At 64.2% G+C, this 21,530-nt stretch carries 19 protein-coding genes; 12 read left to right on the top strand and 7 right to left on the bottom strand.

Features of this window, described 5'->3' with window-relative positions:
• Nucleotides 1-37 precede the first annotated feature (37 nt).
• The 4 genes from adh to JCM7686_RS17160 all read right to left on the bottom strand — a co-directional run bounded on the left by adh (nt 38) and on the right by JCM7686_RS17160 (nt 9,421).
• Entirely contained in the window at nt 38-1,564 is a 1,527-nt protein-coding gene (gene adh / locus JCM7686_RS17175) for an aldehyde dehydrogenase (RefSeq protein ID WP_020952067.1), read from the bottom strand.
• 105 nt (nt 1,565-1,669) lie between these two features.
• Nucleotides 1,670-2,551: a GAF domain-containing protein gene (locus JCM7686_RS17170; protein WP_041528067.1), complete on the bottom strand. Its 882-nt coding sequence runs from the start codon at nt 2,549-2,551 to the stop codon at nt 1,670-1,672.
• 296 nt (nt 2,552-2,847) lie between these two features.
• The gene (locus JCM7686_RS17165) at nt 2,848-8,385 is read right to left on the bottom strand and encodes an alpha-2-macroglobulin family protein (protein ID WP_041527435.1); all 5,538 of its coding nucleotides are present in this window, start codon (nt 8,383-8,385) and stop codon (nt 2,848-2,850) included.
• 73 nt (nt 8,386-8,458) lie between these two features.
• Nucleotides 8,459-9,421 carry a quinoprotein relay system zinc metallohydrolase 2 gene (locus JCM7686_RS17160; RefSeq protein ID WP_236635851.1) on the bottom strand — a complete coding sequence of 321 codons (963 nt, stop codon included), beginning with the start codon at nt 9,419-9,421 and terminating at the stop codon, nt 8,459-8,461.
• Between the two features lie 259 nt (nt 9,422-9,680).
• On the opposite strand from JCM7686_RS17160, the gene pqqA reads away from it, so the two are divergent.
• From pqqA to JCM7686_RS17130, 6 genes are all read left to right on the top strand, one after another.
• The gene (pqqA, locus tag JCM7686_RS17155) at nt 9,681-9,773 is read left to right on the top strand and encodes a pyrroloquinoline quinone precursor peptide PqqA (RefSeq protein WP_020952063.1); all 93 of its coding nucleotides are present in this window, start codon (nt 9,681-9,683) and stop codon (nt 9,771-9,773) included.
• Between the two features lie 74 nt (nt 9,774-9,847).
• Nucleotides 9,848-10,738 (top strand): pyrroloquinoline quinone biosynthesis protein PqqB, encoded by an 891-nt coding sequence (gene pqqB, locus JCM7686_RS17150; RefSeq protein ID WP_020952062.1) that lies wholly within the window; start codon nt 9,848-9,850, stop codon nt 10,736-10,738.
• The gene (gene pqqC, locus JCM7686_RS17145) at nt 10,735-11,535 is read left to right on the top strand and encodes a pyrroloquinoline-quinone synthase PqqC (RefSeq protein WP_020952061.1); all 801 of its coding nucleotides are present in this window, start codon (nt 10,735-10,737) and stop codon (nt 11,533-11,535) included. The genes pqqB and pqqC overlap by 4 nt, the downstream gene beginning before the upstream one ends.
• Nucleotides 11,535-11,825, top strand: a complete 291-nt coding sequence (pqqD, locus tag JCM7686_RS17140; protein ID WP_020952060.1) for a pyrroloquinoline quinone biosynthesis peptide chaperone PqqD — start codon at nt 11,535-11,537, stop codon at nt 11,823-11,825. Before pqqC ends, pqqD begins: the two co-directional genes overlap by 1 nt.
• A complete protein-coding gene (pqqE, locus tag JCM7686_RS17135; RefSeq protein WP_020952059.1) occupies nt 11,822-12,958 on the top strand; it encodes a pyrroloquinoline quinone biosynthesis protein PqqE in 1,137 nt (378 codons plus the stop codon). The genes pqqD and pqqE overlap by 4 nt, the downstream gene beginning before the upstream one ends.
• Nucleotides 12,955-13,794: a quinoprotein dehydrogenase-associated SoxYZ-like carrier gene (locus JCM7686_RS17130; protein ID WP_020952058.1), complete on the top strand. Its 840-nt coding sequence runs from the start codon at nt 12,955-12,957 to the stop codon at nt 13,792-13,794. Before pqqE ends, JCM7686_RS17130 begins: the two co-directional genes overlap by 4 nt.
• A 66-nt stretch (nt 13,795-13,860) precedes the next feature.
• On the opposite strand, the gene JCM7686_RS17125 is transcribed toward JCM7686_RS17130, so the two are convergent.
• Nucleotides 13,861-14,829, bottom strand: a complete 969-nt coding sequence (locus tag JCM7686_RS17125) for an ABC transporter substrate-binding protein (protein WP_020952057.1) — start codon at nt 14,827-14,829, stop codon at nt 13,861-13,863.
• Between the two features lie 206 nt (nt 14,830-15,035).
• Between JCM7686_RS17125 and JCM7686_RS17120 the strand changes: the two genes are divergently transcribed.
• From JCM7686_RS17120 to JCM7686_RS17095, 6 genes are all read left to right on the top strand, one after another.
• Nucleotides 15,036-15,710 carry a response regulator gene (locus JCM7686_RS17120; protein WP_407946429.1) on the top strand — a complete coding sequence of 225 codons (675 nt, stop codon included), beginning with the start codon at nt 15,036-15,038 and terminating at the stop codon, nt 15,708-15,710.
• Nucleotides 15,707-16,876, top strand: coding sequence for an FIST N-terminal domain-containing protein (locus tag JCM7686_RS17115; RefSeq protein ID WP_020952055.1), 1,170 nt, complete (start codon nt 15,707-15,709; stop codon nt 16,874-16,876). The genes JCM7686_RS17120 and JCM7686_RS17115 overlap by 4 nt, the downstream gene beginning before the upstream one ends.
• A 9-nt stretch (nt 16,877-16,885) precedes the next feature.
• The gene (locus JCM7686_RS17110) at nt 16,886-18,214 is read left to right on the top strand and encodes an ATP-binding response regulator (protein ID WP_020952054.1); all 1,329 of its coding nucleotides are present in this window, start codon (nt 16,886-16,888) and stop codon (nt 18,212-18,214) included.
• Between the two features lie 104 nt (nt 18,215-18,318).
• Entirely contained in the window at nt 18,319-18,942 is a 624-nt protein-coding gene (locus JCM7686_RS17105) for a hypothetical protein (protein ID WP_020952053.1), read from the top strand.
• A 50-nt stretch (nt 18,943-18,992) separates the two neighbouring features.
• Nucleotides 18,993-19,295 carry a hypothetical protein gene (locus tag JCM7686_RS17100; protein WP_201769444.1) on the top strand — a complete coding sequence of 101 codons (303 nt, stop codon included), beginning with the start codon at nt 18,993-18,995 and terminating at the stop codon, nt 19,293-19,295.
• A gap of 96 nt (nt 19,296-19,391) precedes the next feature.
• Nucleotides 19,392-20,171 (top strand): SDR family oxidoreductase, encoded by a 780-nt coding sequence (locus tag JCM7686_RS17095; RefSeq protein ID WP_020952051.1) that lies wholly within the window; start codon nt 19,392-19,394, stop codon nt 20,169-20,171.
• A gap of 103 nt (nt 20,172-20,274) precedes the next feature.
• Here JCM7686_RS17095 and JCM7686_RS17090 read toward each other — a convergent pair whose 3' ends face one another.
• Entirely contained in the window at nt 20,275-20,982 is a 708-nt protein-coding gene (locus tag JCM7686_RS17090) for a hypothetical protein (protein ID WP_020952050.1), read from the bottom strand.
• An 18-nt stretch (nt 20,983-21,000) separates the two neighbouring features.
• The gene (locus tag JCM7686_RS17085; RefSeq protein ID WP_148292639.1) at nt 21,001-21,468 is read right to left on the bottom strand and encodes a hypothetical protein; all 468 of its coding nucleotides are present in this window, start codon (nt 21,466-21,468) and stop codon (nt 21,001-21,003) included.
• Between the last annotated feature and the right edge of the window lie 62 nt (nt 21,469-21,530).

Raw genomic sequence — 21,530 nt, 5'->3', positions numbered from 1 at the left:
GGCAACGGCCCCGCATCGCGGGGCCGCCTTTGTTCGATCAGAAGAAGCCGAGCTTCTTCGGCGAATAGCTGACCAGCAGGTTCTTGGTCTGCTGGTAATGGTCCAGCATCATGCGGTGGTTTTCGCGACCGATGCCCGACTGTTTGTAGCCGCCAAAGGCCGCATGGGCCGGATAGGCGTGGTAGCAGTTGGTCCAGACGCGCCCGGCCTTGATGCCGCGACCCATGCGGTAGCAGGTGTTGGCTTCACGCGACCACACGCCAGCGCCAAGGCCGTAAAGCGTGTCATTGGCGATTTCGAGCGCTTCGGCCTGATCCTTGAACGTGGTGACCGAGACCACCGGGCCAAAGATCTCTTCCTGGAAGATCCGCATCTTGTTGTGACCGCGGAAGATGGTCGGCTCGATGTAATAGCCGCCCGCCAGATCACCGGCGAGATCCGCCGCTTTGCCGCCAGTCAGGACATCCGCACCCTCTTTGCGACCGATGTCGAAATAGGAGAGGATCTTTTCCTTCTGCTCGCTCGAGGCCTGCGCGCCGATCATGGTCGCCGCATCGCGCGGGTCGCCCTGTTTGATCGCCTGCACGCGCTTGATCGCACGCTCCATGAAGCGGTCATAGATCGATTCCTGGATCAGCACGCGCGACGGGCAGGTGCAGACCTCGCCTTGGTTCAGCGCGAACATCGCGAAACCTTCCAGCGCTTTGTCGAAGAAATCGTCGTCTTCGCGCGCAACATCCTCGAAGAAGATGTTCGGGGATTTCCCGCCCAGCTCCAGCGTCACCGGAATGAGGTTTTCCGAGGCATATTGCATGATCAGACGGCCGGTGGTCGTCTCGCCGGTGAAGGCGATCTTCGAGATGCGCGGGTTCGAGGCCAGAGGCTTGCCCGCTTCCAGACCGAAGCCGTTGACGATGTTCAAAACGCCCGGCGGCAGCAGATCACCGATGAGGCTCGCCCAGACCATGATCGAGGCCGGGGTCTGCTCTGCCGGTTTGATGACGACGCAGTTGCCTGCGGCCAGTGCGGGCGCGAGCTTCCAGCAGGCCATCAGCAGCGGGAAGTTCCACGGGATGATCTGACCGACCACACCGAGGGGTTCTTGGAAGTGATAGGCGACGGTGTCGTCGTCGATCTGGCTGATCCCGCCTTCTTGGGCGCGCAGCACGCCGGCGAAATAGCGGAAGTGGTCGATGGCCAACGGCACGTCAGCCGCGCGGGTCTCGCGGATGGGCTTGCCGTTGTCCCAGGTTTCAGCGGTGGCGAGCAGTTCGAGGTTCTGCTCCATCCGGTCGGCGATCTTGAGCAGGGCATTGCTGCGCTCGGTCAGCGAGGCGGCGCCCCATTTGTCCTTGGCGGCATGGGCGGCATCAAGCGCGGCTTCGATGTCCTCGGCGCTGGAACGGGCAATCTCGCCCACTTCGGCACCGGTGATCGGCGTGGTATTGGTGAAATAGCGGCCCGATTTCGGGGCGACCCATTTGCCGCCGATGAAGTTGTCATAGCGCTTGGCGAAAGGCGAAACGTTCACGCCCTTGAAATCATGCGTCTGGTCGTTCGGCATTGCTTTCTCCCTTGAAACCGGCCTCCTCGCCGGGTTGACGTCAAACGTGGGGTCCCTCGCGGTCTTGGTCAATCTGGCCGTCTTTGCCGCGGCGCAGAATGTGTCTCAGAGCTGAGACAGTTTCCCGGGATTCTCGCCGATCCCAAGTCGGGACATGCGCCGGTAAAGCGTGGCGCGGCCGACACCCAAGGCGCGGGCCGCCGCCGAGACATTGCCATTGGCGCGCGCCAGAGCGCCCAGAACGGTGCTGCGCTCGGCCTGTTCAAAGCCGGTCGCCTCATCTTCGCGTCCCAGCAGATCCGAGGCCGGGCGCGGGCGAATCGCACCCTCGGGTTCCAGCCCGTAGGTGCGCCGCGCCGCGCGATTGGCGCCGATCAGCAGGTCGTTGCGGTCGACTGCGATCAGCAAAGCCTGTTCGGGCGTCTCGCCCTCCGAGATGATGATGCGCGCCTGCGGAAAGCTCGCGCGGAAATAGGCGGCCTCGATCATCCGTGCGGTCTGGGCGACCTGCGCGGTCAGAAGCGCGTTCCAGCGTTCATTGTGGTCCAGCCGCGCATTCGAGACATCGAGCGCCGCGATCACCCGCCCGTCCGGCCCCCAGATCGGCGCATCCATGCAGGTCATGCCGGTGTTGCGCGAAAAGAAATGTTCGTCGCGGTGGATCGCGACCTGACGGCCCTCGACCAGACAGGTGCCGATGCCATTGGTGCCCTCGCTCGCCTCGGACCAGTCATGGCCGGACCACAGCCCCCATTTCTCGAAGGTCGCGCTGTCGGCATCGCTGACGCGCTGATCCAGCACGATGCCCTCGGCATCGGTCAAGAGCACGCTGCATCCGGTCGGGCAGACGAGCTGGTAAAGCTGATCGAGACGCGGCGCGGCCACTGCCATCAGCTCGCCCATCCGCTCGCGGCGTTGCGCAATGCTGCGCAGATCAAGGCGCTCGCGTCCGGTCGCAAGCGCCGGGTCCAATCCGTATTTGACCATCGAGCGCCGCCATCGCGCCGCCACGCGGGACACTGCCGCGGGGGATTGCGACGCGCTTGCGACCCGTTCCTCGTGACGTTCCTCGCGACGGGGCTGGGGCAAGGCTGACCTCCTTGAGAGCTTCCTCGGAGGACAGCCTAACACGCTGGGTGCGGGCCGAGGCAAGACAAAGCTTCTTGTGCTTTGGTCGAACTCGGCCCGCGCCCTGAAAAACCCGCGAAAAAACGGCGAAACGCCAATGAAAAACGCCGGCCTCGTTTCCGGGGCCGGCGCTGGTTTTTCATCGCATCACGGGATCAGGGCTTGATCGCGACCTCGCCGCCATCCGTCCAGGCGCGATATTCGGGACGATACATATCCTCGACACTGGCCGCCGGGTGGCGGAACTGGCCGGGAGTGACGGCCCGCACGATATAGGCCAGCTGGAAGCTGTCGGACGAGGTCCAGGTCAGAGCCGCGGCAAAGCGGTCCTGACGGAACTCGGCCATATCGGTCGAGGCGCTTTGCGTCGTCAGCCAACCAAGCTGCGAGATCTCGCCCGCGCTGATCAGGTTCGGGTTGTCGATCTCGAAGCCCGCGGGCAGGGGATCGGTCACCAGCAGACGACCGCCATCCGAGGAATCCGGCGAAACGGTCAGAACTGTGACCAGACGCGTGCCAAGCGGGACATGCGCCGGGTCAAGTGCTTCGCCCTCCATCGAGAAGTAATTGCGCTCGATGGTATAGCCCTTGCCGCCAGCTGCCGGAGCAACCTTGGGCTGGCCGGTCGCGGTCAAGGTGACCTCGATCGGTTTGCTGCCCGAGTTCGCCAGCGCCGCCGAAGCCGGATCGGGCAGTTCGGCGACCGCCGAGCTCAGTTTGACGCCGTTCAGCGTCAGGCTGGCATCGGGTTGCGACAGGCTGTCTGCCGCCAGAACCGACCAGATCAGCTCTTGCGTGGACAGGCCGTAGCGCTTTTCAGCCTTGGCGGCGATCTGGGTCGCGACCAGCGTGGTGAGTTGGTCCTGATCGACCGCCTGAGATTTCGCCTCGGCGGTCAGGGCCAGCACGGCCTCCATATCGCGCAGATAGGTGCCGTAGTCGCTGCGGAAGCTGCGGTCTTCCTTCTGCTGTTGGCCGATCAACGCGAAGGCCTGACGGAACATCTGATCCGCCCGCTTCTGATCGCCATAGGCCGCCAGCGCCGAGCCCAGATTGGCCGCAGCCATGGGCGTCGAGAAGGCGTCGGGCGCAGTGTCGGCATAGTAGCGCAGATCACCGATGGTCGCCGCGCGCTCGCGGGCGAGCACCGCGACGGCATAGGCCAGCGCCGCATTCTCGTCCGGGGTCCCCGATTTGGGATCGGTCGAGTAGTTCACACGGTTGCGCAGGTTGTCGATCGCCATCTTGAACGCAACCTCGGGCACCTGATGACCGGTCGCACGAGCGCGCGACAGGAAGTCGGTGACATAGGATTCAAGCCAGAGATCGCCCGAATCCGCATACCAGAGACCAAAGCCGCCATTCGACGCCTGACGGGTCAGAAGCCGGGTGATGGCATCCTCGATCGAGGTCGGATTGGGGTTGTTCTGGTTGACGCCCTCGATCGCCGAGAGACGCGGCAGATAGAGCAGCGGCATGGCGACCGAGGTGATCTGTTCGGTGCAGCCATAGGGGTAACGCTCCAGCCGCGCCAGCGCGCCCGCAACATCAAGACGGCCATAATTGCCGACCGCCATCGAGACCGAGGCTCCGGGCATCAGACCATCGGTCAGCGCCTTCGGCACGGCAAGGCTGGACCCGGGCGCAATCGCCAGACGGTCCTGACGCTGGATGTCGGGTTCGTTCATCGCGACCGAGATCGCAATGTCCTTGGTCAGGTTGGTGCCATCGGGCGTCGTCAGCGTCAGGCGCAGATTGACGATGCCAGTGCTCTCTTCAGCCGTGACCGGCACGCTGACCTTGGCCTCGCCATGTTCTTTCAGCGAGACGCTGTCTTCAGGCAGGTTGAAGTCCAGGCTGGCCACACCATCGGTTTTGGCCAGAGCCAGGCGAACCGCGCCCGCCGGGCCGGTGGTATGGGTCAGGCGCAGGCCGATTTCCGCCTTGTCGCCCGGCGCAAGGAAGGCCGGCGCGGTGACGGTCATCACGACCGGGTCACGCGACAGGATCGAGGCATCGGTCTGACCGACGCCTTTCTCGGACCAAACCACCGCCATGACGCGGATCTGGCCGTTGAAATCGCCAACCGGCAGGTTGACCTCGACCGTGCCATCGGCACCGACGGTCAGCGGGCCCGAGAACCAGCTCATCAGTTTTTCCGTCGGAGGCGGCGTTTCCGAGCCCGATTGCTGGGCGTCGCCGCCCTCGCGCAGTTTGCCGTCCAAAGCGCCCGAGGGCAGGATCAGGCGGCCATACATGTCGCGCAGCCCGACGCCCAGACGACGCTGGCCGAAGTAGTGGCCAGACGGATCGGGCGGGGTGAAGCGGGTCAGGTTCAAGATGCCCTGATCGACGGCGGCGATGGTCGCATGGACGGTATCGCCCGCAGCCGCGCCGGTGACGGTCAGCTTGACCGGCACTTCCTGACGCGGCCGGATCTCTTCGGGCACGGTCAGGGTGGCGGCGAGCTTGCGCGCGCCCGGATCGACGGCGGCATGAACAAGGCCAAGCGAGCGCACCGGCATCCGGTCGCCGGGTTGGATCTGGTCGATCGGACGGATCGCCGAGACCGTGACATAGACGCCCGCGCCCCAGTCGTCGGTGACGGGCAGGCTGATGCTGTTGTCGCCAGCCTTGAGCTTGACGATCTGCTGGCTCACGACCCGGCTCGACAGAACCGAGACGATGCCGGTGCCATCGGCGATGGCATTGACCGAGACGGTCGCCGTGTCGCCGCTGCGATAGGCCGGTTTGTCCAGCGCGACCTTCAGGCGGTCGGGCGTTTCGCTGCCTGCCGAGGCGTCATAGCCCCAGCCCGCATAGAAGCGGCTCGACGAGGCGGCGCCGGTTTCGGTTTCGGCGACAAGCTCGTATTCGCCCCAGCCGATCTGGCCCGAGACTTCGACCGGGGTTTCGCCCAGATCGGAGGTGCCCGAGGTGATCATCTGACGCGTGGTCGTGGTTTCCCAACGCCATTCGCCTGCCATCGAATACCATTCGTAATTGGTATCGACGCGGTTCAGCACCCAATGGACCTTGGCCGAAGCCGGTTTCAGATCCGGGCCGACCGCGACCAGCGAGAAGCGCGCTTCCGCGTTTTCAGACACGGTGCCGTCTTCGAACATCTGGCGGATGCCGATGATCGGCTGATCGGGCATCACCAGTTTCGAGACTTTGCGCTCGACCGGACGGCCCGCGCCTTCGCGGACATCCAGAACGATGCTGGCATCGACCGGACGCTGGCCAAGGCTTTCGGCACTGGGCAGGGTCACTTCGGTCGAGAAATTGCCCTCGTCATCGGTCTCGCCCGAGGCGATGCTTTCGGCATTGGCCTGGGTCTGGTCGTCATAGCGGCCAAAGCTGTAGCCGTCGAAGCCCTCAAGCGAGCTGCGCGGCGACATCCAGAGCGTGCCATCGACCGGCAGACCGGCAGCGGGCGCACCAAAGAGCCAGCGCGCGTTCAGCGAAACCTCAAGGTTTGCGCCTGCCTTGGCCGGGCCTTCGGGCAGTTTCGGGGTGAAGTCGATCCGCTCGGGGCGGAAGTCTTCGACCAGCAGACGGGCGGTGGCGAGCGACGGGCCATTGGCCTCGGCGCGGATATCCAGCCGCCAGGTGCCGCGCGGCGCATTGCCGGGGATGTTCCACGAGACCGTGAAACCACCAGCGCCAGCGGCGGTTGCGGGCATCCGGATCTGCTCGACGCCGTCAGGACGCGAGAAGACCGCGGTCAGGGGCAGCTTGTCGAGCGCACGGGTCTCGATGTCGCGGGCCATCAGCGTGGCATTCACCGTATCTCCGGCGCGATAGGCACCGCGGTCGGTGGTGATGAACACGTCGATCGGCGGGGCGGGCATCTGGCCCTCGACGCCGCGATCCGAGAGGTCGAACTCGGGATCGGTGAGCGACAGGAAGGACATGTCGGTCGGCGCGCGATCTGCGCCGTCGCCCTTCCATTCCGTCACGGTGATCAGCGCAGGCGCGGCGGCGCCAGTGCCAAGCGAGAGGCCCGGCGCGAAATGGGCGATGCCTTCGTCATTGGTCTGCGTCCGGGCCAGCACTTCGTTCGCGCGCGACACCAGCGCAACCTCGATCCCGGCCTTGGCCGAGGTATCGGCAAGGCTGCGGACCGCGACGGTCAGCCCGTCCGCGCCGGAATAGGTGGAAATCCCGGAATCCGAGATCACGAACCACTGCGTTGCAATCCCGGTGTCATCGGCGCTTTTGCCGCTGAGCGAGGCTTCGAGGATATAGATCCCCGGCTCAAGATTGCCGACCTCCTTGGCAATGCCAAGGCGGGTGGTGACTTCGCGGTTCAGCGTGTCCTGACCCGAGGGCTTGGCGGTTTCCGCCGTGCCGGTCCAGACTTGGGTCGCGATATCGCCCGAGAAATATTCGCTCTGCCAGCTGTCGAGGGGCTTGGCGAACATGCCATCCGCCATGGTGCGCAGCAGGTTGCGGTCGGAGATGCGCAGCAAGGTCAGGTCGAGCTTGTCGGCATTGACCGTGGTCACGCTCAGGCCCTGATCGCCACCGGCGGGCAGGACATAGGACCGGCCGCCGAAACGCACCGAGGGGTCGCGGTCACGGATATAGGTCGTGAGCGTGACGTCTTTGGCCAGCTTCTCGCCATCGCGGGCGGGCAGGCCGGCGCGCAGCGTGATCTGAAGATCCTGACCATAGGTCAGCCCGGTGATGCACAGATCGGTGCCGCTGGCCGTGACCGCCATATCCTTGACCGGCAGGCGCAGATAGTCGGCATAGTTGATCGCCGGATCGAGCGGATGGGACAGGACGGCGCAGAATTTCGGCGTCGAGCCATTCGCATCGGTGCGGTTGTCGGTCACGCGCATCCCGTTGCGGTCTTCGGATTTCTCGAGAGCCGTAGCGATTGTCGCATTGTTGGCGTCAAGGCTCGCGGCCAGACGCAGCGCGCGCAGCCCATCCTGACCCCGACCGATCCGGTCGTAGGAATTGGCCAGCCAGCCCAGAGCCTGAGCGGCGGTCTGGTCATTTCCGGCGCGCAGATAGCCGTTCGTCGCGACGCGCGCGATCGTATAGGCATCGACCGATTCGATATTGTTGTCGTTGGCGTAAAGCATCAGCCGGGCGAGATTGGTCCAATCCTCGCCACGATCGAGCGCCGCGACCATGGCGCCGGTCATGCGGATCGCGGTCGGAATATCGCCAGCCGCTTCGGCGCGGGCGGCGGCCGTCGCCGGATCGCTTTCCGCCGAGGGCGGATAGGTCGAGCTGATGGCCTGAGCGGTCGCATAGGCGTCGCTCTTGTCGTTTTTGCCCAGAAAGTCCTTGGCGACCCCAGCGCGGTTCTCGGCAAGAAGCGCGATCTGCGAGCTGCGGTTTTGCACCCGACCCGAGAGCGCATTGGCGAAGGGCGAAGGACCGGTCGAGCTGCTATCTTTGGGGAAGCAAGCCCGGGCTTTCGCGTTATAGGTCAGGGCCTCGCATCGGCTGTTGTTCATACAAGCCTGAATGCAGGCCGAGAGCGATGTGTCGAAAATCGGTCCGATATCGCCACCCGGCATGTCCTGATCGGCCAGAAGCTCGATCCGACGCTCGGGGATCAGGGGCAGCTGCTTCGCCCCGTCCGTTTCTTGTGCGAGCCCGGACAGGGGCAAAAGCCCTGTGAGCCCTGCCAGCGCTATCCCGGCCAGCCATCTGCCAGTCCGTGCCATCTTGCCCCTCATTTTGCGGTTTGTTCTAACTTGTCTGAATTCTTGCCAGTTTGGCGAGATTTCTGCAATCGACTCACTGCCACTCAAGCTCGGAATAGGCAGCGGCGGCATTGCGCGCGGTGGTTGCATCGAAATCGACCCAAGCCCCGGCTTGTGGTTGCAAGGTGCTGACCGTCTGCGGCACTGCGCGCGACAAGGCGATCCCCTTGCCGACCAGCGCGCTCACCGTGTCGCGCAAAGCCGTGAAGTAATGCTCTTCCGGAGCAATCGCCGCGGTCCAGCTGTCCTGCACCGGGCCGTGACCGGGCACGATCAGCGCGATCTCGGGCTGGGGCGCGCCCTGTTTCAGCCAGTCGAGCCAGCCGGTCAGCGAGCCGTCGATTGTCGGGGTCAGGCCCTGAAAAATCAGGTCTCCGCTGAACAGAATGTGCTCGTTTTCGTCAAAGACGGTTAGGTCGTTGTCGGTATGGGCGGTGGCTATCGGGGTCAGGGTCAGCCGGCGGTCGCCAAGGTCGATGACCGTCGGGGCCGAGATCTTCTGGTCGATTGTCGGCAGATGGGTGCCCAGCATGGCGCGCGCGCCGATCTGGGCGGGGATCGACTCTTTCCAGCTCGCGGCGCGCAGGGCCAGCGCATCGGGTAGGCGGGCATTGGCAACCACGGTCGCGCCTGCCTCTATAAAGACCTCTGTGCCGAAAATGTGATCGGGATGCATATGGGTCAGAATGACATGGCTGATCGGCAGCGCGGTCTTTTGCCGGATCGTGGCAAGAAGCGCCTCTCCTTCGGCGCGAGTGCCGCCCGCATCGATTACCGCAACGGATTTCTCGCCGATGACGAAGGACAGATTCGCGATGCGGCCCTGATTTTGAAGCGAGAGCTGTTCAGCAAGGCCAAGATGCACGAAGCTGTCCGAGGCGATTTCTTTCACCTCGAGCATCGGCAGCTCTTTGGTCGCGACGCAGTTGAGCTTTCCCTGCGGCGCCACCTCGACATGGCGCGCGAACCAATCATTCGCAATATCAGGCCCGCGCATCAGGCAATTTTGCTCTGTATCGCTCACAGCAGCGGGAAGCAGGCGCGGCTCACAGATGTCCGGCGACGAGGCTAGACAGGCAACGACAATCAGGTGATACATAAGGAAATGGTTACCCCGTTCCCGGCGGATTGGCAAACTCGGGAACAGGCCCGCGCAGAGAATCTGTCAACTGTCGATATGTCTGCTTGACAGAAGCTGCGTTGTAATCTGCAATTCACAGACCCGCATTCTGCGGAACAACCCTGGAGGGAACATTATGGCCTGGTCGAAACCGATCCTTAAAGAAGTCGCCTGCGGCATGGAAATCAACATGTACGCCCCGGCTGATGACGAGCCCGTTCTGTTCTGAGGCTCTCAGACTGACAATCAAAACGTCCCTGCCCGAAGCAGCGCGGGCAGGGATTTTTTTACGGTGACGCTGACATGCGCATAGTCATTCTCGGAGCGGGGGCCGGTGGCGGTCTTCCACAGTGGAATTGCGGCTGCGGCAATTGCAATGCCGCCCGATCCGGCGCGATCCCCTCGATGACCCAAAGCAGCATTGCCGTCAGTCTGGACGGCGAGGCTTGGGCCTTGATCAATGCTTCTCCTGATTTGCGCGGCCAGTTGCAGGCGACGCCCGCGCTTTATCCGCGTGGGTTGCGCGGCTCTCCGATCCGCTCGGTTCTGGTCACGAATGGCGATATCGACCATGTCGCGGGGCTGTTGACCCTGCGTGAAAGCCAGAGCTTCGATCTTTTCGCGACCCCGGCCATTCACGATGTGCTCGCGGGCAATCCGGTCTTCACTGCGCTGAACCCCGATTTCGTCACCCGCAAGCCGATTGCGCTGGATGAAAGCTTCCCGCTGCTGCCGGGGCTTGAGGCGCGGCTCTTCGCCGTGCCCGGCAAGGTCCCGCTTTATCTGGAGGGCGAGACCGTCCAGACCGATTTGCTGGGCGAGAATACCGTGGGGGTCGAGCTGACCGCCGCAGGCAAGCGCGCCGCTTACATCCCCGGCTGCGCGACCGTGCCCGATTGGCTGCTGGATCGGTTGGCCGGCGCGGATCTTTTGATGTTCGACGGCACGCTTTGGGCCGATGACGAGATGATCCGCGAAGGTCTGGGCAAAAAGACCGGCCGCCGCATGGGCCATGTCCCGGTTTCGGGTGAGGGCGGCAGTCTGACCGCTTTCGCGCAGGCCGCGATTGGCCGCCGCCTTTACGTGCATCTGAACAATTCCAACCCGCTGACCGATCCGGCCAGCTCTGAGACCCATCGCGCCGAAGCTGCTGGCTGGCAGATTGGCCGCGACGGGATGGAGATCCAGCTATGACCACCCACACCCCGGCCTCTCGCTTGGGTCAGGCAGAAAAGCCGCGTCAGGCGCAATCGCGTGCGGACTTCCACGACCGCCTGCGCCAGATCGGCGCGGATCGCTATCACGACAAGCACCCCTTCCACGCGCGGCTGCATGGCGGCGAGTGCACCCCGGACGAGGTTCGCGCCTGGGTCGTCAACCGCTGGCAATATCAGTCGCGCATCCCGATGAAGGATGCGGCCTTCATGTCGCGCGTCGTCGATCCCGATCTGCGTCGGGCGTGGCGCTCGCGGATCGAGGATCACGACGGCGGCGTCGACGAGGGCGGCGGCATCCGGCGCTGGCTGAAACTGGCCGAGGCCGTGGGCCTTGCGCCCGATTACGTCGCAAGCGGTGTGGGCGTCATGCCCGCCACCCGTTTCGCCGTCGATGCCTATGTCCGTTTCGTGCGCGACATGCCGCTTCTGGATGCGATCGCCTCGAGCCTGACCGAGATGTTTGCCCCGAAAATTCACGAACAGCGCATCGAGGGGCTGCTGAAACATTACGATTTCGCCAATGAGACCAGCCTCTCCTATTTCCAGACGCGGCTGAAGGAAGCGCCGAAGGATGTGGAATTCGGGCTGAATTATGTGCTCGACCATGCCGATACGCTGGAAAAGCAGGATGCGGCGGCGGCGGCTTTGACCTTCAAGACCGATGTGCTTTGGGCGCAGCTCGACGCGCTCTGGCACGGCTATGTCGAGGGCCATCTGTCGCCCGGCGCATGGCGTCCCGGCGAGGGGATGCTCGCGGCGGGGGCCGTCGCGTGATGGAGGCGCTTGGCGACGATTGCCTGCCCTATCTGCCGCGCGGCGTCCGGCTGCATGACGACAAGCTGCGCGGCATCCGCGTGCTTCTCGCCCCCGAACGAGCCATCCAATTGGATGCCATCGGCGATGCCATCTTGTCTGAACTCGACGGCAAGCGCAGACTGGGTGAGATTATCGACCATCTTGCGACAACCTACGCCGCCCCCCGCGACCAGATCGCGACCGATGTGCGTGAGTTCCTGCGCGGGCTGGTCGAGCGTCGCATGGTCTTTGTGGAGGGGGCCGCATGAATCAGGAGATCGCGCGCGACATCAAGGGCAATCCCGTGACCTCGGGCCTGCCGATGGCGATGCTGGCCGAGCTGACCCATCGCTGTCCGCTGTCCTGTCCCTATTGCTCGAATCCGATCGAGCTGGCGCGCACCGCTTCAGAGCTTTCGACCGAGGAATGGGCCGATGTCTTCCGGCAAGCGGCGGCCTTGGGCGTGTTGCAGGTCCATCTCTCGGGGGGCGAGCCCGCCTCGCGCCGGGATCTGGTGGAACTGGTCGCGGCGGCGCGGGCGGCGGGGCTTTACGTTAACCTGATCACCTCGGGGATCGGCCTGACCGAGGCGCGGCTGCGTGAATTGGACGCCGCGGGCGTCGATCACGTCCAGCTGTCGCTGCAAGGCGTCAACGCGGAAATGGCCGATTGGATCGGCGGCTATAAGGGCGGGTTTGATCGCAAGATGCAGGTCGCGCAATGGATCGCCGAGATCGGCTTTCCGCTGACCGTGAATGCGGTGGTTCATCGCCAGAACCTCGACCGCCTGCCCGAAATGATCGCCATGGCCGAGCAATTGGGCGCGCGCCGGATCGAGGTCGCGACCGTGCAATTCCACGGCTGGGCCGATCTAAACCGCCGGACATTGATGCCGACCTATGAGCAATCGGTGCAGGCGCGCCGCATCGTCAATGCCGCGCGCGAGCGGCTGCGCGGGCGCATGGTCATCGATTATGTGCCGCCGGATCATCACGCGAAATTCCCCAAGAGCTGCATGGGCGGCTGGGGCTCGACCGGGCTGAACATTGCGCCCGATGGCGCGGTTTTGCCCTGCCATGCGGCGCAGACGATTCCGGGGCTTCATTTCGACAATGTGCGCGATCTGCCCTTGGCGGATATCTGGCACAAAGGCAGCGCTTTCAATGCGTTCCGGGGCACGGCCTGGATGCCCGAGCCCTGCCAGAGCTGCGACCGGCGCGAGGTCGATTTCGGCGGTTGCCGCTGTCAGGCGATGGCTGTGGCCAAAGATCCGACCGCGACCGATCCGGTTTGCTCCTATTCGCCGCTGCAGGCCCAGCTTCACGCGATGGCCGAGGCGGATTCGCGCAGTGAGGACACGGCGCTCGTTTATCGCAAAATGCCACGGGAGGCGCGGGGATGAAGATGCGGCAGGCTCTGAATGCGGGCCTGCTGGCCCTTCTCGCCGCCGGGGCGCCGGTCGCGGTTTTGGCGCAAAATGCGGTGGCGGCTGATGCGGCGGGATCGGCGGCTGCGATTGAGAACCCGATGCAGCCCTCGCCCGATTGGGACGATATGCGGCTCGCGGTGATCGGAACCGACACCGAGCCGCCGGTCGATCCCTCGGTCTTCGATCTCGATGCGCCCAAGCGCGCCGACAACCCGGCCTTGGTGCCGATCCGTATCACCCAACCCAAAGGCGCGCCCGCGATCACTGCGCTGTCGCTGGTCGTCGATCACAACCCGGCCCCGGTCGCTGCGAGCTTTACCTTCGGCGACGCCCTGATGCCGCTGGATTTCGAGGTCCGCGTCCGGGTCGATAATTACTCGGATATCCGCGCGATTGCGACTTTGGCCGATGGCCGCAAAGTCATGGCGGGGCGCTATGTCAAAGCCTCGGGCGGCTGCGCAGCGCCTGCGGGCAAAAGCATGGCCGATGTCCGCGCCACCATGGGTCAGATGAAGTTCCGCACCAGCCCGGGCGAGGGCGACGAGGCAGGTCGCCAGATCGGCACGCTGATGATCCGGCATCCGAATTTCTCGGGGCTGCAACGCGATCAGGTCACGCTGCTGACGATCCCGGCCGAATTCATCCAGACGCTTGAGGTCAAGCAGGACGGCAAGGAGCTGTTCTCGATGGATGCGGGGATCTCGATCTCGGAAGATCCGGTGTTCCGTTTCGCCTATGAGCCGGGCAAGGGCCAGATCTCGGTCCATGCGCAGGATACGGACAACCGCGTCTGGGACAATAATCTTTAGGACGGAAATCGCGAAGGCGGCGGTTTTCGGGGCGGATCGGGGGCTTTGCGCCCCCGTGCCGGGATTTCAGGGTTTGTGGAACAGGCCCTCTGGCAAGGACGGCGCCGCGCTGCCGCCAAAGAGCTTGCCGCCCTCGAGCCCGGTCAGCGCGCCATAAAGCGCCTCGGCCTTGGCGGGATCGAATTCGGCGACAATGCCCGCGCGGTATTCGCCTTTGATCTGGGCAAAGCGGGCGTCATCCGGCGCGCCCATGCGGTTGCGCAGCTTGTCCCATTCCGCATCATCCGTGCTGAGGATCTGGCGGGCCTCGGCGGCGGCGGCGAAGAAATCCGAGGCGAGTTTGGAATGGTGGTCAAGCCATGACTTCTGAAGCGCATAGCCTTGCAGGGCAAAGCCCTCTGGCGCGCCAAGCGCAGTGGCGGCGGCCCCGGCCGTGTCCATTTCGCGCAGGCCGGTGGCGCTGGTCACCGCCGCTGCGGGCCAAGGCTCGACCAGAGCGGCCAGCTCGCCGCGGTCGAGTTCCTGACGCAGCACCTCGGGCGAGGCATGGGTTTCCTTCGCCTCGATTGCCAGATCAATCCCCGCACCCAGCCCCGAGGCGCGCAGCAAAAGCCAGCCGCCATCTTCCGGGCTGCCATTGATCCCGATCTTGCGGCCCTTGAATTCGGTCGGGCTTTGATCGGCGCTGTCGGCCTTGACGATCAGGCTCGACGGCAGCCGCGCATTCGGCGCCACCACGAGATCGGTGCCCCGGCCCCGCTCGCCTGCGACCCAAAGCCAGTCGGTGAAGATCAGATTGACCTTGCCCGCTTTCAGCGCCGATTGGGCGGCGGCGGGGGCGGCCATGACGATCGGGGTCATGGCGAAACCATGTTTCTTGTCCAGCCCGAGGGTGCGGATGGTCTCGACTTCCCAGCTGAGCGGGCCGTTCTCGATCGTACCGATTCGGATATTGGGCAGGGGTTCGGCTGCGGCGGGCAGGGTCAGAGCCAGCGCGGCTGCGGCGGCGAACAGGGTTCTGCGGGTTAGCTTCATCAATGTCTCCTCGCTTCGGCGGCGGCTTCGGCAGGCGCCGGACGAAACCCGCCCATATCACGCCGAACAGCATTTTCCAGACATGACCCCTTGCGCGATGGGGGATGTCCCGTAAGATTATTACCGAAGCGAACGCGGAGCTTTCCAGTTCGCAATCGTTTTTGGGAGGAAAAACGATGTCGATACCCCAACAACAGGAGAAATCCTTGAGCCAACGCCCCTCGGCTGATCGTGTTCGCGAAATTCTGATCGTGGACGATCATCCGTTGATGTGTGACGCGCTGGCTTTGACCCTCAAGATCAGCTTCGGGCTGAAAAACGTGCGTTCCGCCAGATCTTTGGCGGCTGCAGTCGAGCAGATCAGGACGATGGGAGCGCCTGATGCGGTCATTCTTGACCTCAACCTGCCCGACGCACGTGGCTCGGAAGGGCTGGTGACTTTGCGTCGTCAGATCCCGGATGTGCCGATCACCATGATCTCGGCCGATCTTGAAAATGCCATGATCGGCGCCGCGATGGCGGCGGGCGCGCAGGGCTATATTTCGAAATCACTTGGTCGTGAGGCGCTGGTCGACAGCCTGCGTCGCATGTGGGAGGGCGAGCGCGTCACGCCCGAGGGCTATGAGCCAGAAGCCGGGAACGTGGAGGACGAAGCCCGGGTCGAGCTCGCACGCCGTTTTGCCAGCCTCACACCGCAGCAGATGAAGATCCTGCGCCTGATCTGTCAGGGCAAGGCGAACAAAGAGATCAGCTATGAGCTCTCGATCGCCGAGGCGACGGTGAAGACCCATATCACCGCCATCATGTCCAAGATCAACGCAAGACGCCGCACTCAGGCGGTGCTGCTGGCCAATACGGTGCGGCTCTTCGAACCGGCATGAAGCGGACTGCCATAGCGCCTGCGTCTGCCTATGCGCAGTCGCAGGTGATGCCCGCCCCGGTTGCCGTCTCGGTCGAATTGCGCGACCCGGATGTTGTAGGCAGCCTGTTGCGCGAGCTGACGCTGGCCGATCCCGGTCTGGTGCTTCTGTTCGCGTCCCATGCCGAAAAACTCGCGGCCCTCTCGGTGAAGCTGGCCGCGAAACTGCCCGAAGGTTGCCAGATCGTCGGTTGCTCGTCAGCCGGCGAGATCGGGCCGATGGGCTATTCCTCGGGCACGGTCACCGCGCTTGGCTTTCCGCGCGGAAGCTTTCGCGTGGGCGTGACTGTGCTGCGAAATCAGGAACATATCCCGGTTTCGGAATGGATGCATCAGCTGCGGGATTTCCGGTCCAAGTTCAACGCGGATGAAACCCGCTCTGTCTTCGGCCTGCTTCTGGCCGATGGCATGGCGCGTCACGAGGATGTGCTGGTCGCCACGCTTGAGGCGACGATGCCGGGGCTGCCGGTCATCGGAGGCTCTGCCGCCGATGGGCTGCGCTTTGGCCGGACGATTCAGGTGGTAAACGGGATCGAACATCCGGGCTCGGCGCTCTTTCTGCTGATCGAGACCGATTTCGAAGCGGCCGAGGTCAGTTTCGCCCATTTCAGCGCAACCGCGAAACGGGCGGTGGTGACGGCGGCCGATCCCCAGAACCGCACGATTCTTGAACTCAATGCCGAACCCGCTGCCGAGGAATATGCGCGTCTCAGCGGGATTTCCCTGCAATCGCTGACGCCGCCCGAATTCGCGCGGCATCCGCTGATCCTGCGCACCGGACGGCGCAACCATATCCGGGCGATTCGCGGCGTTACTGCCGAGGGCGGGCTTGAGCTGATGTCCTCGATCGAGGTTGGCACGATCCTGCGGCTGGGCCGGGTCGAGGATATGACGCAGGGCTTTGCCGATGCGATGGGGGCCTTGGCGCGACCGCCGCTGATGGTGTTGGGATTTGATTGCATCCTGCGTCGCCTTGCCCTTGAACGTGCCGGGATGAAGGACGAAATGTCAGAAATCTTCGCGCGATTCCACGTCGCGGGGTTCAACACTTACGGCGAGCAGCACAATGGTATGCATGTGAACCAGACCTTTGTCGGCATGGCATTCTTGCCGCGCCATGAGGCATGAGTCGGAACTATGAGTTTTGTTCGCGACAGTGACAGCCCCGACCGTCAGGTCGAAAAGCTCGCGCGCATCTCGGATGTGCTGATCGAGCGCATCGACCGGATGGAAGAGATGCGCGGCTCGGCGTGGTCGATGTTTCAGGCGGCCGTCGCTCTGGAGCAAGAGATCGACGCCCGCACCCGCGATCTTGAACGCGCCATGGCCGATCTGTCCGAGCGCAACCGAGAGCTGGCAATTGCCCGCGCTGCCGCCGAAGAGGCGAATCGCTCGAAGACCCGCTTTTTGCGCGCGGCGAGCCATGATCTTCTTCAGCCTTTGTCGGCGGCGCGGCTGTTTCTGACCGCGCTGCGCGACACCTCGCTCGACCCGTTCCAGCAAGAAATCACGGAAAGGCTCGCCGGGGCCTTTGAATCGGTCGAAGAGCTGATGCATGCCGTGCTCGATATCTCGCGGCTCGACAGCCAGAGGATCGAGTTCCACCGCAAGCCGGTCAATCTGGGCGAGTTGTTCCGCAGGCTGGCGATTGAATATGCGCCGGTCGCCGAGGCCAAGGAGCTGGCGCTTGGCTTCGTGCCGACCTCGGCCGTGGTGGACAGCGATCCGATCTTTTTGCGCCGGATTGCCCAGAATCTCGTGTCGAATGCGATCAAATACACCGAAACCGGCAAGGTTCTGGTCGGCGCACGCCGACGCGGCGACCGGGTCTGGCTGGAGGTGCATGACACCGGCATCGGCATTCCCGTCGGGGATCGCAACCGGATTTTCGATGAGTTCCAGCGGGTTGGGCGCGAGGGCGTCGCGCCTGGCATGGGGCTTGGCCTCTCGATCGTGCGCCGCGCCTGTGCCAAGCTGGGCCATCCGATCGCGGTCGAAAGCGAGCCGGGTCACGGCACGGTCTTCCGCGTCAGCCTGCCTCTGGTCGAGCCCGACGAGGACGGTCATGTCGAGGTGGTGAACAAGACCCCGGTCGCGCTGCGCGGGCGGGTGGTGCTTGTGGTCGAAAACGATCCGAACATGCGCCGCGCCTATGAGCTGGTTCTGCGCGATCAGCTGGGCATGGTGCCCCGGATCGCAGGCGGCACTGCCGAGGCCCTGGCGACGATGGGGGAAGAGCCCCCGGATCTGATTCTCGCCGATTACAATCTCGACAATGACGACAACGGGCTGGCCGCGATCCGCGCCTTGCGCGCGGCGGTGGGCGTGTCGGTGCCTGCGGTGATGATCACCGCGCAGCGCGCTCCTGAAATCGCGCGCGCCTGCGCTGAGATCGCGGTGCCTCTGGTGGAAAAGCCGATCCGTCGCGAAGAGATGCAGATGCTGTTTCAGCGCATCCTGTCCTGACACCCGGGCGCGGCGGCCTAAGACAAAAGCATGAAGGCGCGCCCTGCGCGCTTTTGTCAGGACCGCCCGGGCTGCAGGCTGATGGGCATGGGGGAGGAAATAAGATGAATCTGTTACGTCCCGCGACCGTTGTTGTGGCGCTGATGCTTGGGCAGGGGCTGGCTTTCGCCGCAAGCGCCAATGAGGCGGGCGATCAGGTCTTTGCCGATCGCGCGCCTTGGACGCTTGATCAGGGTCCGCTGGTCTGGCGGCTGACCGTCGAAGGCCCCGCCTCTGAAAGCTTCCGCCCGATCGAGAACGGCACGATCGAGCTTGTGCGCGCCGTTGATCCCGCCGACGGAAAGCCGATGCTGCAAATTCTGGAAAAGGGTGGGCCGATCGACCGCAAGCTCGGGCCGTTCCCGGTCGATGGCGGCGATCCGACGGTGGTGTTTTTCCTTGAGAACGTCGCGCGCGATATGGCCGCGATCACCGGAGGCAGCCCCTATTATATCCGCAACCGGATGAAGGATGCCCTGTTCCGGGGCGGCGAGTTGCGCAAGGAGGGCGGGCAGACGCTCGCGGTGTTCCAGCCCTTCCGCGAGGACAAGAACAAGGATCGGATGGGCGAATTCGCGCAGCTCGAACTGGTCTTCACGCTGGCCGATCCGAAAGCGCCGATCAAAAGCATGGTCGCCTCGACCGGCGGCGACAAGCCGACCTTCCGCATTGCCATGGTGCAGCCATGAGCGCGCGCAGTCTTGTCGCCGGACCGGCGTTCGCGCTGGTTCTGGGGCTGATGCCGCAGGTCGGGGCCGCGCAGGCGGTCAATGACTATCCGACGAATGCGCGCGCCGATTTCGTCTTCGTCTGCATGGCGACCAATGGCCAGACCCGCGAGATGCTCGACCGCTGCTCTTGCGTCATCGACCAGATTGCCGAGACCCTGCCCTATGACAAATATGTCTCGGCAGAGACCGTGATGCGGATGCGCCAGACCACCGGCGAGCGCTCGGGCATGTTCAAACAGGGCGGGATGATGACCGATATCGTCGCCGAGTTCCGCCGCGCGCAGGCCGAGGCGGAGGTCATGTGCTTCTGAGTGCGGCGCGGTTCTGACGCGCTTGTGCTTGGGCGGGGCTGGACAATTCCGCCGGGCTTGGGTTGCTATCGCCGCGCAGCATGAGGAGAAATGAAGATGGATCTGGGCATCAAGAGCAAGCGCGGTTTGGTCTGTGCGGCGTCGAAAGGGCTCGGGCGCGGTTGTGCCGAGGCTTTGGCGGCGGCAGGGGTCGATCTGGTGATCAACGCCCGTGGCGAAGAGGCTTTGGTGCACACCGCCTCTGAGATCGCGGCGAAATACGGTGTCGAATGCACGCCGGTCGCGGCCGATATCACCACCGAAGAGGGGCGCGCCCGCGTGCTGGCCGCTTTGGGTCAGGCCGATATTCTGGTCACCAATGCGGGCGGCCCGCCCCCCGGCAATTGGCAGGACTGGAGCCGTGACGACTTCATCCGCGCGCTGGATGGCAATATGCTCTCGGCAATCGCGCTGATGCAGGCTTTGGTGCCGGGCATGATGGAGCGCGGTTGGGGTCGGGTCGTGAACATCACCTCGCAATCGGTGCGCTCGCCCATCGACGTTCTGGGCCTGTCGAACACCGCGCGTCTGGGCCTGACCGGCTTTGTCGCCGGCATGTCGCGCGCGGTCGCCAAGGACGGCGTCATCGTGAACAACCTGCTGCCCGGCATCCATGCCACGGATCGCGCGACCAACCTTGATGGCGGCGCCTCGAAAGCCGAGGGGATTTCGGTGGACGAGATCCGCAAGCGCCGCGAGCTGACGATCCCAACCCGCAGCTATGGCACGGCCGAAGATTTCGGTGCGACCTGCGCTTTCATGTGCAGCCAATATGCGAAATTCATGGTTGGCCAGAACATCCTGCTCGACGGCGGGTCGTCGAATATCTCGATCTGAGGAGGCGGGCGTGTTGACGCCCGTTCGCTGAGGCCCATCTGCTGGGGTCCGCGTGTTGAGGTCCGCGTGCTGGCCACAGTTCGCTGGCCTCAGTTCGCGGGTTTTAGCCCGTGGCATCATCGGGATGGCGGCCTGACCCAAGGCCAAGCCCCATCCCCATTCCTCCGCCACCCATGCCGCCGCCCATACCACCGGCGCCGCCACCTCCCGCGCCACCCCGACCGCCTTTGTCGCCCTCGCCTTTTCCCTTGCCCGAAGCGCCAGAGCCGGGTCGGGTCGGGCCCTGACGCGGGATGTCGAGATCGGCTGGCACCGGCTCTAGATCCAGCGCGGCGCGAATGAAGTTGCGCAAGGACACCACCAGCTCATGGGTCTGGACCGGGCGACCGGCGACAAGCTCGCGGGCGGCGCGCTCGGCCAGACGGACCTGCTCTTCGGTGCCGAGCAGGATGATATCAGACAAAGCCGCCTCGACCGCATCGCGGATACGTCTGGCCCGATCAGAGCCAGTTCCGGCCCCTTCGCTTTCGGTCTCGTCGTGTTCAGCCTCAACCTCGAGCGCGCGCTGTCGCAGATCGCGCAAATGGGTCGGATCGACCTCGAGACTGCCGGTAAAGGACCCGCCAAGCGTCTTGTAGGCGGCGATCAGCGTCTTGAGCCTTTCGTTAATCTGGCGATTGAGCCGCTCGCGCCGCTGCTGGATCACGACCATCATCAACAGCCGGATGCCGATGCCGATCAGCGTGAACAGCGCCAACCCGATCACGGTGGAAAGGATGCTTTGCCATGAGCTGAAGTCGAAACCGCGCATCCTGCTCCCCGTTCCGGGCTATTGGTGATCCGAGATGATCTGCTCCAGCGCATCGCTGAGCGCGGTCATCTCATCCTTGGGGCAGACCGCTTTGTAAAACATCCCGCCGCCGCTGATCTCGTCCGAGCCGTAATCCAGACAGATCGAGGTCGAGGCCAGCTTTTCCTTGGCAATCGGATGCGCTCGCAGATAGCGCAGCGCGGCATCATAGGCACCCGGGCGCAGATGCAGCGTGGCGACGCTTTGGGATTTATGCGGGCGGATCTTTGTGATCACAAGCCGATCATCGGGCGTAAGCCGCTTTTCTGTCGAGCCGCTGAAGCCGCCGCCCTGAAAAATCCGGATGACCTCACCGCTTGAAGCGCCGCTGCCGCCGCCCGTGACCGGAGCCTCTTCTGCCGCAGCACAACAGGCCAGTCCGAAGGTCAGGAGGAAGGGGGCGAACTGATACCGCATTCTGGTGATCTCCGCTGATCTATCAGACATTTATCCTCTTTGCTGCCGGGCCGCGCAAGCCCCGTTGCTGGCGCGTGGGCGAGGGTCGAACG

Origin of the sequence: Paracoccus aminophilus JCM 7686, assembly GCF_000444995.1 — a bacterium.
GTDB lineage: Bacteria > Pseudomonadota > Alphaproteobacteria > Rhodobacterales > Rhodobacteraceae > Paracoccus > Paracoccus aminophilus.
This window is presented reverse-complemented; position numbering and strand designations above follow the sequence as displayed.

Bases quoted from the DNA above. Each gene is read 5' to 3' on its own strand.
- adh (WP_020952067.1), bottom strand. From the start codon at position 1,564: ATGCCGAACGACCAGACGCATGATTTCAAGGGCGTGAACGTTTCGCCT.
- JCM7686_RS17170 (WP_041528067.1), bottom strand. From the start codon at position 2,551: ATGGTCAAATACGGATTGGACCCGGCGCTTGCGACCGGACGCGAGCGC.
- JCM7686_RS17165 (WP_041527435.1), bottom strand. From the start codon at position 8,385: ATGGCACGGACTGGCAGATGGCTGGCCGGGATAGCGCTGGCAGGGCTC.
- JCM7686_RS17160 (WP_236635851.1), bottom strand. From the start codon at position 9,421: ATGCGCGGGCCTGATATTGCGAATGATTGGTTCGCGCGCCATGTCGAG.
- pqqA (WP_020952063.1), top strand. From the start codon at position 9,681: ATGGCCTGGTCGAAACCGATCCTTAAAGAAGTCGCCTGCGGCATGGAA.
- pqqB (WP_020952062.1), top strand. From the start codon at position 9,848: ATGCGCATAGTCATTCTCGGAGCGGGGGCCGGTGGCGGTCTTCCACAG.
- pqqC (WP_020952061.1), top strand. From the start codon at position 10,735: ATGACCACCCACACCCCGGCCTCTCGCTTGGGTCAGGCAGAAAAGCCG.
- pqqD (WP_020952060.1), top strand. From the start codon at position 11,535: ATGGAGGCGCTTGGCGACGATTGCCTGCCCTATCTGCCGCGCGGCGTC.
- pqqE (WP_020952059.1), top strand. From the start codon at position 11,822: ATGAATCAGGAGATCGCGCGCGACATCAAGGGCAATCCCGTGACCTCG.
- JCM7686_RS17130 (WP_020952058.1), top strand. From the start codon at position 12,955: ATGAAGATGCGGCAGGCTCTGAATGCGGGCCTGCTGGCCCTTCTCGCC.
- JCM7686_RS17125 (WP_020952057.1), bottom strand. From the start codon at position 14,829: ATGAAGCTAACCCGCAGAACCCTGTTCGCCGCCGCAGCCGCGCTGGCT.
- JCM7686_RS17115 (WP_020952055.1), top strand. From the start codon at position 15,707: ATGAAGCGGACTGCCATAGCGCCTGCGTCTGCCTATGCGCAGTCGCAG.
- JCM7686_RS17110 (WP_020952054.1), top strand. From the start codon at position 16,886: ATGAGTTTTGTTCGCGACAGTGACAGCCCCGACCGTCAGGTCGAAAAG.
- JCM7686_RS17105 (WP_020952053.1), top strand. From the start codon at position 18,319: ATGAATCTGTTACGTCCCGCGACCGTTGTTGTGGCGCTGATGCTTGGG.
- JCM7686_RS17100 (WP_201769444.1), top strand. From the start codon at position 18,993: ATGCCGCAGGTCGGGGCCGCGCAGGCGGTCAATGACTATCCGACGAAT.
- JCM7686_RS17095 (WP_020952051.1), top strand. From the start codon at position 19,392: ATGGATCTGGGCATCAAGAGCAAGCGCGGTTTGGTCTGTGCGGCGTCG.
- JCM7686_RS17090 (WP_020952050.1), bottom strand. From the start codon at position 20,982: ATGCGCGGTTTCGACTTCAGCTCATGGCAAAGCATCCTTTCCACCGTG.
- JCM7686_RS17085 (WP_148292639.1), bottom strand. From the start codon at position 21,468: ATGTCTGATAGATCAGCGGAGATCACCAGAATGCGGTATCAGTTCGCC.